Origin of the sequence: Pseudoalteromonas sp. CO342X (assembly GCF_004208915.1) — a bacterium.
GTDB classification, from domain to species: domain Bacteria; phylum Pseudomonadota; class Gammaproteobacteria; order Enterobacterales; family Alteromonadaceae; genus Pseudoalteromonas; species Pseudoalteromonas maricaloris.
In genome coordinates this window covers 168,604-182,640 of the sequence record NZ_SGPH01000039.1, presented here as the reverse complement: position 1 = coordinate 182,640, position 14,037 = coordinate 168,604, and the positions used below count along the sequence as shown (strand labels likewise).

General features: G+C 41.5%; 11 protein-coding genes. 2 read left to right on the top strand and 9 right to left on the bottom strand.

The features are described from left to right. Positions 1-18 precede the first annotated feature (18 nt). Positions 19-936 (top strand): M14 family metallocarboxypeptidase, encoded by a 918-nt coding sequence (locus EXT47_RS18885; protein ID WP_039491597.1) that lies wholly within the window; start codon positions 19-21, stop codon positions 934-936. Between the two features lie 120 nt (positions 937-1,056). Here the strand turns inward: EXT47_RS18885 and EXT47_RS18880 are convergent, their stop codons facing one another. Further along, positions 1,057-1,644 carry a CBS domain-containing protein gene (locus EXT47_RS18880; protein WP_039491599.1) on the bottom strand — a complete coding sequence of 196 codons (588 nt, stop codon included), beginning with the start codon at positions 1,642-1,644 and terminating at the stop codon, positions 1,057-1,059. 590 nt (positions 1,645-2,234) lie between these two features. On the opposite strand from EXT47_RS18880, the gene EXT47_RS18875 reads away from it, so the two are divergent. Further along, entirely contained in the window at positions 2,235-3,191 is a 957-nt protein-coding gene (locus EXT47_RS18875) for an FHA domain-containing protein (RefSeq protein ID WP_010374789.1), read from the top strand. Positions 3,192-3,239: 48 nt separating this feature from the next. Here the strand turns inward: EXT47_RS18875 and EXT47_RS18870 are convergent, their stop codons facing one another. From EXT47_RS18870 to norR, 8 genes are all read right to left on the bottom strand, one after another. Next, entirely contained in the window at positions 3,240-3,752 is a 513-nt protein-coding gene (locus EXT47_RS18870) for a DUF962 domain-containing protein (RefSeq protein ID WP_039491601.1), read from the bottom strand. A 90-nt stretch (positions 3,753-3,842) separates the two neighbouring features. After that, positions 3,843-4,211 carry a DUF1294 domain-containing protein gene (locus tag EXT47_RS18865; protein WP_039491603.1) on the bottom strand — a complete coding sequence of 123 codons (369 nt, stop codon included), beginning with the start codon at positions 4,209-4,211 and terminating at the stop codon, positions 3,843-3,845. A 1-nt stretch (position 4,212) separates the two neighbouring features. Continuing rightward, positions 4,213-6,366 (bottom strand): exonuclease domain-containing protein, encoded by a 2,154-nt coding sequence (locus tag EXT47_RS18860; RefSeq protein ID WP_130127307.1) that lies wholly within the window; start codon positions 6,364-6,366, stop codon positions 4,213-4,215. Positions 6,367-6,444: 78 nt separating this feature from the next. Continuing rightward, positions 6,445-9,756: a response regulator gene (locus EXT47_RS18855; protein WP_130127306.1), complete on the bottom strand. Its 3,312-nt coding sequence runs from the start codon at positions 9,754-9,756 to the stop codon at positions 6,445-6,447. Beyond that, positions 9,753-10,982: an ABC transporter substrate-binding protein gene (locus EXT47_RS18850; protein ID WP_039491610.1), complete on the bottom strand. Its 1,230-nt coding sequence runs from the start codon at positions 10,980-10,982 to the stop codon at positions 9,753-9,755. Before EXT47_RS18850 ends, EXT47_RS18855 begins: the two co-directional genes overlap by 4 nt. 152 nt (positions 10,983-11,134) lie before the next feature. Continuing rightward, positions 11,135-11,617, bottom strand: a complete 483-nt coding sequence (bfr, locus tag EXT47_RS18845) for a bacterioferritin (RefSeq protein WP_039491612.1) — start codon at positions 11,615-11,617, stop codon at positions 11,135-11,137. A 3-nt stretch (positions 11,618-11,620) separates the two neighbouring features. Beyond that, complete coding sequence (bfr, locus tag EXT47_RS18840) at positions 11,621-12,091, bottom strand: bacterioferritin (RefSeq protein WP_039491614.1); 471 nt, start codon at positions 12,089-12,091, stop codon at positions 11,621-11,623. A gap of 241 nt (positions 12,092-12,332) precedes the next feature. Further along, on the bottom strand, positions 12,333-13,895 hold the full coding sequence (gene norR, locus EXT47_RS18835) for a nitric oxide reductase transcriptional regulator NorR (RefSeq protein WP_039491617.1): 1,563 nt from the start codon (positions 13,893-13,895) through the stop codon (positions 12,333-12,335). Positions 13,896-14,037: the final 142 nt, after the last annotated feature.

Below are 14,037 nucleotides of genomic sequence, written 5' to 3'. Positions count from 1 at the left end.
ACTTATAACGAGGTTATTATGCAAAGACAATATGCTATAGGTACGCCCGGCGTACCTTGGACTTCCAAAGAAAAAACATTGTGGTTGGAAAGCCAATCGATCAAACGCTCATACTTTGAAGAGGTCGTAACTCAAATAGAAGCGCTCAAGCACGTTTTTGACATCACCGAGTATGGTCAGCTTGACTACCCCAACCAAACTTATCCATTATATGCATTAACAACAAAAAACTGGCAGCAAAACAAACCGACCATACTCGTTACCGGTGGCGTGCATGGCTATGAAACAAGTGGTGTACATGGTGCGCTCGCTTTTGCAAAATCAGAAGCACAACAGTATGAACAGGCTTATAATTTCATTATTTTGCCTTGCTTAAGTCCTTGGGGCTATGAAACGATAAACCGCTGGAATCCAGAAGCCGTTGACCCTAATCGCTCTTTTTATGCGGATAGTCCAGCACCTGAATCTCGATCAGCAATGGATTTTGTCAATAAGAAAGCAGCAGATATTCTGTGTCATGTTGATTTACACGAAACCACAGATTCTGATAATTCTGAATTCCGCCCTGCATTGGCAGCAAGAGATGGTAAAGAGAATCACAATTGGAACATTCCTGACGGTTTCTATTTAGTCGGACACACTCAAAAACCGGAAGCTAAATTTCAAAAACGCATTATCGAAGAAGTGGCTGCGGTAACGCAAATTGCCGATGCCGATGATCATGGGCAGCTAATAGGTGTTGATTTAGAACAGTACGGTGTAATAAATTATGATGGCACTGCGCTAGGCTTATGTATGGGTATGACAGATGCCGCTTTTGTAACAACAACTGAAGTTTACCCTGATGGTCAAAACGCAACACCAGAAAACTGTATCGCGGGTCAAGTGGCAGCAATTAGAGGGGCTATTAAGTACTTACAAAGCGAGAACCTATAAGATTTAAGAAGGTGTGGTTTGTTAAACCACACCAAGGAGAATGGACAGAACTTATCAAATTGTCATATTGTGCAGCGTTAAACTTTTCGATGAAAACAACACGACCTGTTATAATAAAACCTAATTCGCTAAGTCTTCCTTACCGCTAACCACCCCAAAGATTTCTTTAAATGAAGTTGGTTTTTGCAAAATACTCACTGGAATATGCAATGCTCTTGCGATATCGCTAGCTGAGATCATACCTCTTAGTCCTTCCGGACCAACCAATAAAACGTGCTGCAATCCTAAACTCTGTAATGTTTCAAGCACATCCCCTATCGTACTTTTAGCAACCATTTCATAGGGAACAGCATAGAGCTCTTCTTTAGTCACCATCACATCTTCAACGCACACATCTTCTCTCGACACCTGTTTTCTTTGTGCAACACTTAAGACCTTTCTGCCGGTAAGATCACGACAGTTTACCACTCCCAAGAAATTATCATCTTCGTCAACAACGAGTTTTGAGCGCACATGGCCATTTTTCATCATGTATAAAGCATGATCAATATCGACGTCTTTTGCTATCACCTGAGGCTGCCTGCGAGTAAAGTCGGTCACCACCTTAACCGCACTACTGTCCATATTTAACGGTTCTGAATCGAAGTGATCACAAAGCTGAAATACCCCTTCCAACTTAACGGTTTTTAACGCTTTGTATTGGCCCATTTTATACTCCTGCTTTTATAAAGCCCTTCGAAAGTCTGGTTTTTATGTTGCTGTGAACAATCCACAACTAAAAATAAAAAGAACAACCAGTGTAAAGGCAGTAAAAAATTATTTTAGGTAACTGGAAAAGTAAGAGAGATCACGAAAGTTCGAGCACATGAGAGCGAATCTCACACCTCTCTAATTAAAATATGGTTTATACAGTGCATATATTCAAGTCAATGAAGTCTAAAACTCCTGTAATCTCAGTGTAATGCCGTGTAATAGCTAAATTTAAGTAAACGAATTAGACTGAAGATGTTTGCTAGGATTTATCACCCTAATATCAAACAATTGGTTTAGGCATTGGAATTCCGCGTCAAACTAGAAAAACTGTAATTCCAAATTAGACCAAGCCGGTACGTAAGTACTGGTGAATTCTTCCCTCAACGAGACCCACCTCGTGGGTCTTTATCATTGAGTAGAAGGAAATAAAATTGTATGCTTCACGGCACTTATACATTGATATAGATGAAATTTACGCCTTGCTGAATTGTGATATCTATTTTGTATAAGCATGTAATTTTCATCAAAGTTATACGGAACTAACTATGGCTTATTTAATCGACGAACAGAAACTCGAACGAGTCTATCTTAAAAGCTATCATACGGTAGGCCGCTATAAATATAGTGTAGATACCTTGATAGACAAGCCGGGAGTGTCGCGACATCACGCCATTATCGAACTCAATGAAAACAAATGGTTTATTAGAGATGTGAGTACAAACGGCATCTGGATAAACGATAAAAAGCTCGACAAGAACCTGCCGTATCAGCTATTCGAAAATGATAAGATTGATTTTGCAGCACCTGGTCAAAACTCGTTTGTGGCGGCGAACTTGCAAACCGAGTGTCAATATTTAGTTTCCCAGTCAAACAACCAAAAAGTAGTAGAAGTAACGAATCAACTTCTACTTCCTAGTGAAGATGACCCTAAACACATCATTTACTATGATAAATTGCTCAACTATTGGTTTTTAGAAGATCTCAATACTTCAGATCGACAAGCCTTAATAGATGGCAGTATTGTATCGCTGATGAACGACCAATGGATGTTTTTTTCTGCCACGACAATCGCGGTAACTAAACACCTTGAATGCCAAAAAGCTGCCAAGCCAATGGCACTAGAGTTCAATGTAAGTCAAGACGAGGAAGATACTCAACTAACACTAAGTGTTGATGATAAACACCTAGATTTAGGCGTCAGAAGTCATCACTACTTACTGTTGCTGCTTGCCAGAACTCGGATCCAAGATAAAGATGCAGGCCTTGAATCGGATGTTCAAGGTTGGGTTTACCGCGATGACTTAGCAAAAGCACTCGGCGTACAAACAAACCACATGAACATTATGGTTCACCGCGCACGCAAGCAATTTGTCGATTCCGGTGGCGAAGATTACCCAGAAGCAACCTTTTTATTAGAAACTCGATGTGGTCGAGTAAGATTGAATTGCCAAGATATCACGATAATAAAAGGCTCTAAATTAGAAACTCGCATGACAACTTAAGCGGTATTGTTAGCTGGGCAGAAATAGCATTTCGGCCCAGCTATTTACCTACGCTTTATACTCTCCAGCATTATTCACTATTTTGTTTTCGAGCTCTTTACATAGCCCCAATACGAATAAAAGCTCCACAAGTACAAACAGTGGTCCAATTGCTAAACCAATCAAATCATCGACAAACGCAGGCTTTTTTCCCTCGAAATAATGCCCTATAAACTGTAACACCCAACCTACAAAGAAAACACCAGCCCAAAACAATACGGTCATTATCCCTGCATTAACGATGAGCGGATTCAACGTTTGAACAAGGAAATAAAAAGCCAGTATGATGGCGCTCATCATGAGCCCAAAAATGGGGGATAACATCAGGTAATAGCCACATAAAACTACCCCTATCAGCGCGGCAAAGGTGATGGTCACTCCTGATACACTGAATAGCGGGATAAAAGTCATACCCACAACAGCAATCACAATTAACGGGATCCCAAAAAAGTGAGTCAGAATGTTTCTTTTGCTGCGATGATACATGGCATACTGACTTAATAACGTCTCTAGTTTGTTCATTATTGTTCTCTCATTGATACCAATTATCCTACTGATAATTAGTCAACAAAGAAAATTTATCAATAAAAAATTCTATTAGCGTATTAGGGCCTATATAAATAACCAAATAAACAGCATACCGAATACAATAGTCTGCATTATGAACACCATCAACAGCTTAAAATTAAAGCTAGGTTTGATGGTTTTATGCCTGAGCATATACATTGCCACTGGTGTGATAATATTGAGCCCAAGTAACCCACACAGTAGTAAATTACGCTCAGGAATGCGTGATTGAGCAAGCGTTGAAGCGCGCTTATCCCACCAAAAAAGTGCAAATATAAATACATTGATAACCAACAACACCACTGCAGAAATAATCGCTTGCCAAGGTAGTTTAGATACGCAAAGCGCCCCTAACCACACGCCAGCCCCCCAAAATAGGCCCATCTGCTGATGCATTAAACGAACCGCTGACATGCTACTTTTCCTGTCTTATTGTGTTGATTTGAATAAAAATTTCAGCGGTAGCATAAGCATCATCCATCGCCCGGTGATGATTAACCAAAGGTACATTCATCGCTTGGCAAAATGCCCCTAGCGCATATGAGCGCAAGCCTGGTACAAACTTTCGGCCTAACTGCACCGTACATAACTTCGCACGAGTAAACTCTCGGCCGACTCGAGCAAACTCCTGCCGAATAAAGCCATAATCAAAGTTCACATTGTGCGCGACAAAAATAGCACCTTGGCTAAACAGCTCAACTTGCTCCAAAATTTCAAAAAAACTTGGAGCATCACTCACCATTGCCTGAGTGATCCCCGTCAGTTCAGTGATTTTTTGTGGGATACGACGCATCGGATTAACAAGTGATTGCCATTTAGCAACGACCTCGCCGTTAACGACTTTTACCATGGCTACCTCGGTAATGCGATCAAACTCTTTGTTGCCACCGGTGGTTTCAATATCGACAACGACATAAGGTTGCTCTTTGCAAATATGCCATTCAACGGTTTGCAGTCGCGTGGGAATATTACATTGCAAGAGTTTAGAAATGTTAACTAGCTGACTTCGGCTAAGACTATCACCTGGAGCCTTGATTTCTTCAAACCTTAAGCCCGCTTTTTCGTCGACTATCATCAGATCGGGAAAACCAGATTTCATCAGATGAAAATCACTACACATTAGCCTTAAAACAGATTTGACATCCTCAATTGCCAAGTAAGACAATAATATTTTTATTGAGTCGAGCATCTTATCGTGCCAAATAAACAACCGATTGGGCTCTCCGTAATGTTCGCTCATCTGGCGTAGAAGCCAGTTCATCCAAGCAGAAGTATCTGTAAAACTCGCTAAGCGACATTCAATCTCTTCCTCAAATTCGCTGTAAAAGCGATTTTCTTTTAACGCCAGCGGAGTTCTAGAAAACTCATTAGCAACGATACTTTTTGGGTGATAAAACAGTTCTTGCCAAAAGGTCAATCCAAATAAGGCCAGCCAAATTTCATTTTCAACATGATAGGCCTCAATGTCATGACGTTTATAATAAGCAATAACGCCAGCCTCTGTTTGTCCCTTAAAAGCCTCATCAATTTGGATCGCAGGTTGACTTTTTCTTAGCATATCCGTAAGTACAGAAGTGCGTTTTTGGTTAAATTTACGCTGATAAAAGTCTTCCGCGAAGATCATCAATGTTTCATCACTTTCCCCCTGTAATATGCGCTCTAGTTGCTCTCGCACCAGCTCAACTTCACCTTGTTTATAATTATGTCGTATCAACATCTCACAAGCTTGAGGGTGATCACTCATACCCAGTAAGGTTTTAAAATGGGAAAATTCAGGACCTAACTTTCTGGCAAGCGTTAACAGGTACTTTGCATGTGCAATCACTGCATATTGCCCATCGACCTTAGGCAATTGTTGCGCTGCGGCCTGTCTAGCACGCTGTACTAATTCATCTTCAGGGGCATTTTTGAGCTCACTGAGTGCATTTGCATAATAAAACGCGCTCACGGCTTCTGCTTTTTGTTCAAAATGTGCATGGTAAGCGGCGTCAGCGCTCCTGGTATTCATTACACCAAGATCTCGCATCGAAAATTGCGCTAAGCTAAAGCCTACCTTGCCAAAGTACAAAAATAGAAAGTAGTCAATATCGGCTTGAAATGAGAGCGTGAGATACTGGGATAGATATTCTTGTGCATTTAGATGTTCAACGCAGACAGATTGATTGATATGCGCTACCCAGAGCAATTTTTTTGCCGATTTATTTGGCAGTGTAGTTAAATTCTCTCGCTCGGCAAGTTTAATTAAACATGGTTTAGTTAAGCAATGTAATAGTGCTTGAAAGTCGTCTTGTTGTACCTGACGAAGTAATCCCTTTGCTTTTAATGAAAACGCGACTTCACAAATATTATTGATCTCTTCGTAGCGCAGTGAATTGATATCCAGAAAAGGAGTTTTGCGGGAAATAAACCGCACTAACAAACACAATTCATCTTCAGGCAAGCGCTGTAGCTCAGCCAGCAGCTCACGCTGAGCACTACTTAATAGCGGTTGACATACTTTAAGTAAATAATCGCTAAGCTCACTAAAGTGGCTTAAATAATATTTGGCGGGTAACTCTTTTCTCAACACAAATTCAGATAACTGTTTTTATATACAGTAAAGACTATCATAGATAGAAAATATTGCCAATTTGCTTCAGTTACCCCCTTAAGTCGTTTCTTCTGTATCGTCTGTGGAAGCGTATTCGCTTTTGTATAGCCAATATTGTAGTTTCTCGCTCAGTGGCTCTTCCGAAATGGGTTTTGTGAGGTAATCGTTCATGCCTGCATTTAAACACTTTTCCCTATCACCGGACATTGCATTGGCTGTCATGGCTAACACTTTCACGCCCTGATAACTTTCACCTGCGGCTCCGTCTCGGATTAACTCGGTAGTCCGATAGCCATCCATTTCTGGCATCTGACAATCCATTAAAATTAGCTCAAATTGACATTCATCTTGATGTGACTTGAGCAGCTCAATAGCAAGCAGTCCGTTTTCAGCAACTTCAATATGGGTTATCCCCAATTTTTTGAGCATACTTAATGCGACAACTTGGTTCACCTTGTTATCCTCAACCAGTAGAATACGACAAGGTTTTGGCCACGTAAATTCGGCTTCGTTCGCCTTTCTTACTAGCTTCAGATAGTGACTCGTAACTAGTGGTTTCGCATTCGCCAGCGCTTTGCCATCTTCAGCTAAAATGGTTAACGCATCAAAAAGGTCTTTGGTTGTCACGGGCTTTGGAAAATAGCCTGAATAGCCACGTTCCGCGTAAAACTGGCCATCCCCCTTAGTACCCATTTGCGTCATCATGATAAGCTTTATTGCTTTGAATCGCTTATCATTTTTTAGTGCAGCACCGAGCTGCTCACCCGACATACCTCTAAGCGTCATATCCAATAAGGCGATATCAAACACATTTTTATCACGTTGGTATTCAGCTTCACATAGAGATAGTGCTTGTATTCCAGAGCTGGCTTTATACACATCTGCCCCCCAGTGCCGCAATTGAGATTCCAAACTCGTCAAGGCAGAGAGATTATCGTCAACTAGGAGTATTTTGCTCCCTTGTAAATCAATTTTTGCAGCTTCGAATTGAGTATTATCGCCATGGATCAAAGTTACGAAAAATTCAAATTGGCTACCATGTCCAAACCGACTACTAACGGCGATATCGCCATCCATTAATTCACAGAGTTGCCTGACAATGGCAAGCCCCAGTCCAGTCCCTCCATACTTTCTAGTAGTAGAGGCATCAACTTGAGAGAATTTAGCAAAAAGCCTATCTGCTTTGTCCTCTGGTATCCCTATGCCGGTATCTTCAACTGAGCAATGAAATCTCAGTTTATTATCCACTTCACTAAACCAAGCTCGGATGATGATCTCGCCTTGCTCGGTAAACTTGATTGCGTTACTAATTAAGTTGGTGATTATTTGTCGAATACGGCTCGGGTCCCCCTGCACCAATGGCTTTTCAAGTTGGGTAACATCTAGAATAAGTTCAAGTCCCTTTTTCTGCGCTTGCAACGCAACGGATTCAATCAATTCGCCAAGCAATGCCCTAACATCGAAATCTAGTGACTCAAGCTCAAGCTTACCCGCTTCAATTTTAGAAAAGTCTAAAATATCGTTGATAAGATTTAATAACGACTTGGCGCTGCCCATTGCTAGACTCACTTTATGTAATTGAGTTTGAGTAAGGTGCTCATCTTCTAGCAGACTTAACATGCCTATTACACCATTCATTGGCGTGCGGATCTCATGGCTCATTGACGCTAAAAACTCGCTTTTAGCTTGCGCGCCCTGCTCCGCCGCTTGCTTCGCTTGTTCTAGCTCTTTTTTCGCCTCAACTGCAGCGGTAATATCTTGCTGGATACCGACGAATGCCGTTAATTGATTTTGTTCGTTGAACACCGGAGAGATCTGCAAACTATTCCAAAATGCCTTTCCAGACTTGGTGTAATTGATCAATTCAACTTTGACGAATTCGTGAGCTATTATTGCTTCCCTGATTTCGTCTAACGCTTGCTGTTGGGTATGTTCACCTTGCAAAAAGCGACAGTTTTTACCCAGTACTTCATCACCATATTCGGTGATTTGTTGAAATGTTTTATTCGCAAATACGATTGGTAATTCAGGCTTAGTCGCGTCAACAATCGTTATGCCGACATTTGCGCACTCTATTGCTTGAGCGAGTAAATCATTTTGTTCCTTTGCCTTTTTCAGTGCTTCTTGATGAAGCTTTTGATCGGTAATATCCGACAGTGAGCCAACTATCCGCTTCGCTTGTCCATTTTTAAGTGCCGCCGCGCCTTTTAGCCAAAAATAGCGATAGCTGTTTTGCCTCGTTTTTATTCGGCACTCAACACCAAAAGGCTCTTCTTCTGTCATATGAAACTTAATTGAGTTTTCTAAATTGGGGAGATCTTCTGGGTGGACTCGGTCAAGTAAACTAGAAATATGCGCAGAAAATAAGGCTTGTGTCTCTTGCGAAAAGCCTAGTAAAGATTTGAATCTGTCTGAATAAAACACTGCATTCCGTTCAAGATCCCAGTCCCAAAGACCATCATCGCTACCAAATATTGCGAGTTTAAATCGCTCTTCACTGCGCTTGAGTGTTGTCCTTGATTCTTCTAGTTTTTTGAATGGGTTTAACAGAAGTTGCTTACCAAACAAATAGAGCAAGCCAAATGATAGGAATAGCCCAAAAGCAATAGCACCAATAAGGTCCCACACAAATCTTTTCACTTCGTCAGTGACCAAGCTTTTTCGCAAGCGATAGTCTAACTGGAGTCCGGTAGTCCCGATAGCTAATGACTTAATACTAAAGTAATCTTCTACGCGTTCAACATCAGAGAACTCAAGCCACTGGCCTTTTAACGAGATACTATGAAGTTGGTGTTCTAAAGAGGTTGCCAATAACGTTTCAAGACTGGTCGAAAACTCACCAATCAATGCCCCCTCAGCAAAACCATTGTAATAAATAGGTACCGCGACAGTAAAAAAGTGCTCATTGGTGAATGTGGTTAAATCGATCACATTACCCACTTCAGCGTTAATCACTTTCTCTAGCCATTTTGGTTCTTGATCTAACACTTCATGGGAGTCAAAGTTTGCATACACCACATCTCCGAGAATATTGATTACCATCAGCTTTTCTTCTTTGCCTATAATTTGAAAGCTGCGCAAAAAATCTCGTAACTTCGCTGCGGAGAGTCCCGTACCCATCGCACCATTCACAATAATAGGGTGTGTAGACAGATCGAATAGTATTTGTTTACGGCTCTCAAGATACTGAGTTAAATTGTTAACTGCGAGTTGAGCTTGGGTTTCATTCGTTTCTCTCACTAAGTCTTCGACAATGACGTTTGCTCTCAGCCCAACAAAAAGTGCACTGAGCAAAAGCGAAACGATAGCCGTTAGCCCTAAAAAGGTGTAAAAAGCGCGATTACTCGTAAAGGTGAATTTAGTTTTCAATGCGACCCCGGGTAACTATAAACTAGTTTAATACTGCCATTAGACTGGTATTGCCCCATACACAAGTCTTGCACGGTTAGCGCTTCATGGGCTGAATCATTTTTATCACTCCAGACACTAAAAGGCCGTTGATACGTTTTTACTAGGCCGCTGACCGGCGATTGCAAATCCTCAAATGCGCTTTTTAATAAGGCTCTGTTGGTCGCGACTGAATCTGTCAGTTTTATCTGCTCCGCTGCCGCAATAAGAAGCTTAGCAATGTCATAGCCATGGATAAATCCGGGAGCTGCTTGAACAAATCCATGCTTGGCAAACTCGGTCGGGAAAAGCTGTTTTGCACGATTAAATACCCGTGCCGAAAACGCACTTAATGGTTTATTCTCAAAAGAAAAACAGCTTTGTAGGACCGCCAATGAGACATCTGCAGATAGCTTACCCCCAACCACTTTAAAAAAGTTACCCGCAGTTATCCCCCAATGACTAACAATGGGCAGGCGCTGCGCCTCGTCAATACTTGCCATGGCTTTTACAAACTCTGCGCCCTCAATCGCATTACCAACAAAAATGATACATTGCGGCTCACTTTCAATAATATTATGGACCATGATCCGTGCTTCATTCTCTTGTGTTGCCCAGTTAAACCAAGATACGGGCAGCGCGCTGTTAGGCTTGGCCGTTTTATACTCCTCTAGTAATGTGTCGTAATTAGAGCGCCCCCATGCGGTATCCTCAAGGAGTAAATGAGGTGCAACACAACCTTGTTGCTTTGCATAATTGATGAGTACTTTACCCGCTTTGGTGTCGTCCACAGAAAGCCTAAAAACCCAATTATCCTTACTCGGGTATCTTGTAATTGGCCCACCAGCGGCCCAAGGAACCAACAGCAGCGCTTCACTCTCATTGATAAATTTACGAAATTTAATATAAGGAGGAGAATGAACACCACCAAGCACGAGTAAGGCATTCGGGTCTTTTAAAAATTGCTTAAAGTGAAGCAAGCTACGATTACTATTACCACGATGGTCTTTGGCCACCAATTCAATCTTATAACCTTGGATTTGATTATCTACTTCATCTAATGCGGTTAAAAATCCCATTTTTATCGCTTCAGCTGACTCATTTAAATTAGAATAGTCAGCGTCATGATAAATACGAAACACTTGCTTGGAGTTTGCTGCGAGACAAACTGAGCTCAGGAAGCAGAAAAACAGTAATAATATTTTCATCGTATTACTAATCACTCAACACATAACTAAACTTTAGTTCAAATCATTGTGATTGCTTAATTTTATAGCGAATACCTTGCTCGTTATAAATCAGCAAGACAATGCATGGCGCACAAAGAAACCGCACCCAAAGGTAGGCGCGGTGGTTGGCATCATTCAGGGCTATTAGCAAGTTGGCTCTGAATGTAGTTTGGTAAACCAATTAGTTTGATTAAATTGATATGCTGTTCAAGCCAATAAATGTGATCCATTTCGGTGTCATCTAACAGGGTTTCGAGCATTTCACGGGTAACATAATCTTGCGCTTGCTCACACACTGCTATCACCTTTTTCAAGTGATCTTTTACCAGAATTTCCGCAGCCAAATCATTTTCTAGCATTTCTTTCACGTCAGTACCGACGTGGATCGGCGCACGAGAAGCGGTATCTGGCGTGCCTTCCAAAAACAAAATGCGCTCCGTGATCCGCTTAGCGTGATCAAGCTCTTCTTCATATTCGTGAGATAACTTATGGTGTAGCTTCTCCAGTCCCCAATCTTCATACATTTTGGCATGAGCCAAATATTGATCCATAGAAGAAAGCTCAAGCGTAAGTTGTTTGTTGAGTAAGTCGATAACGGTAGAATTGCCTTGCATAACTTACCCCTCAATCTGCGATTGCAGATAGTTTTCAATGCCGGTATTTTTGATTAAGAAGTGCTGCGTTTCGAGCCAATCCACATAGTCCTCTTCATATTCAAGAATGTCTTCAAGTAGCTCTCGACTAACATAATCCTGTTCATGTTCACACAGCGCAATTGCATCGCGCAGTGTCGGAAGCTGATCGAGTTGAAACGCTAAGTCGCACGCCATCATTTCTTCGGTGTGCTCACCTATTCGTAGCTTTTCTAAATGCTGGAGGTTTGGTAACCCTTCAAGGAATAATATGCGCTCGATAAGATCATCTGCTTGCTTCATGTCCTTGATAGATTTTTTATACGCTTTCTCGTTTAGCTCTTCCAGCCCCCAATTTTTGTACATTCTTGCGTGTAGAAAAAACTGGTTTATTGATGTTAACTCTAGCGTAAGCACTTGATTTAGCGCTGTTATGACTTGCTTATTACCCTGCATAGGGCCCCCTAATAATGTCGAGTGACGCCCTATAACCCTAGTTCAATATTTATTCTTCGCAAGATTAAATAAAAATAACAGTTTTCTTAATATACCCTTTTAAAATAAACAACTTATAAGAGTATTAATAACAATTTTCATTACATTTAGGGTTTCATTTTTTGAACCGCTTGTATTCAATCAAAACTCAGAATAAAAAACTTGCTAAGTTATTGAAACTCATAAAAGCAGCTCCGGTTACTCAACTCATCTGCTTTTTAACATCTAACCCTAAACGCTTTGCTAGTCGAACTAAATTTGCTCTATCCATTTCCAGCTCTCTCGCAGCTGCCGACCAATTAAACCCATGACGTTCCATCGCGTTAACGATCAAGTCTTTTTGTAGTAGCTCAACGGCAAATTTCATGGCGACAGGAGGTGTTTTCTCTTGCGTGGTAAGGCGTTCAATCTGCTGAGTTTGTTGGTGGTGTTTTGGCGCGATGTCTATGTCATGGATCTCAATGATATTAGCCTGCCACTGTTGATGCTTAGCTTTTAACGCTGCACGACTGACACAATGTTCAAGCTCTCTGACATTACCCGGCCAATCGTAATGCATTAACCGACTGAGTGCTTGCCTATCCATCACCACTTGTTTTGCGTTAAGCGTACCTCTTAGCTGCTCTAAAAAGAACCCAACCAGCAGCGGGATGTCATCTAGCCTTTCGATCAGTGGAGGGACAAATAAAGGATACACACTCAAGCGATGATAAAGATCAGCCCTAAATTTTCCGCGCCTCACCTCTTCTTTTAAATCGCGATTAGTCGCAGCAACCACTCTAACATCGACAATATGAATGTGGTCAGCACCTACCGCTTGCACCTCACCGCTTTGCAGCACACGTAATAGTTTGCTCTGTAAAGTCAAACTCAGCTCACCAACTTCATCTAAAAACAGCGTGCCGCCGTCCGCGGCTGCAAATTTGCCTAACCGGTCTTTATCGGCCCCAGTAAACGCCCCTTTTTTGTGACCAAAAAGTTCACTTTCTGCTATCGAGTCAGGAAGCGCCGCACAGTTAATTTGTACGAACGGTTTGTCATTTCGTTGGGAATTAAAGTGTACGTGTTTCGCTACCAACTCTTTACCCGTTCCCGTATCACCTTGAATAAGCACATTAAACTCAGAGCCAGCAACCAGTTCAATTTCTGATTTAAGCGAGTGCATCACCGCACTCTCTCCAACTAAAATTTGCTTTTTAACGGACTTTTGAGATTGGGTAAGTGTAGATGCACGTGCTTGCTCATAGAGGCGCTCAGCCTCAAACATACGTAATGCACTACTTGAGACAATTGCTTGTAGGGTTTTCATATAAACCTCAGACAAGTGCTCAAAGCTATCCGGTTTAAGACAATCAAACGTCATCAATAAGGTGCTACTTTGTAGCGCGACCTTAAATCCCATGCAGGCATGCACTGGTAAGCGACTTTCTTCGGCGAGCAATAGACCATCGTAAGGGTCGGGTAAGTCGCTATTGGCAGGAAAACTAACTAGTTCGTCAGACTCGAAAATGGACTTCAATCTAGGTTGCTCTGTAAGCAAAAATTGCCGCCCAACAGCGTCCGCACTCAACCCATTGCAAGCTAGGATAGTTAATGCATGCTGATCGCCATAAAGAATGGCGATGGCATCAGCGGTAACAGATTGACTCAATGCTGAAAGCAAGGACTTAGCGTATTGTTTAACCTCGCGGCCCTCTCGCGCCAACGAAAGTCGTGATAACGACATACTAAGCTCAAGCAATTTGGAGAGTGCTAACGAATTCATGTCAAAAAGACTCAATTTATTCAAATAAACACTAATTAAGATAGGTCAATTTGACTCAAATATCAATAATAGAATACTAATACAATGATTTATATAGCATTTTAAAGTTGGCGTGACACCTGCTATGTGCAGTCTATATATC

Bases quoted from the DNA above. Each gene is read 5' to 3' on its own strand.
- EXT47_RS18885 (WP_039491597.1), top strand. From the start codon at position 19: ATGCAAAGACAATATGCTATAGGTACGCCCGGCGTACCTTGGACTTCC.
- EXT47_RS18880 (WP_039491599.1), bottom strand. From the start codon at position 1,644: ATGGGCCAATACAAAGCGTTAAAAACCGTTAAGTTGGAAGGGGTATTT.
- EXT47_RS18875 (WP_010374789.1), top strand. From the start codon at position 2,235: ATGGCTTATTTAATCGACGAACAGAAACTCGAACGAGTCTATCTTAAA.
- EXT47_RS18870 (WP_039491601.1), bottom strand. From the start codon at position 3,752: ATGAACAAACTAGAGACGTTATTAAGTCAGTATGCCATGTATCATCGC.
- EXT47_RS18865 (WP_039491603.1), bottom strand. From the start codon at position 4,211: ATGTCAGCGGTTCGTTTAATGCATCAGCAGATGGGCCTATTTTGGGGG.
- EXT47_RS18850 (WP_039491610.1), bottom strand. From the start codon at position 10,982: ATGAAAATATTATTACTGTTTTTCTGCTTCCTGAGCTCAGTTTGTCTC.
- bfr (WP_039491612.1), bottom strand. From the start codon at position 11,617: ATGCAAGGCAATTCTACCGTTATCGACTTACTCAACAAACAACTTACG.
- bfr (WP_039491614.1), bottom strand. From the start codon at position 12,091: ATGCAGGGTAATAAGCAAGTCATAACAGCGCTAAATCAAGTGCTTACG.
- norR (WP_039491617.1), bottom strand. From the start codon at position 13,895: ATGAATTCGTTAGCACTCTCCAAATTGCTTGAGCTTAGTATGTCGTTA.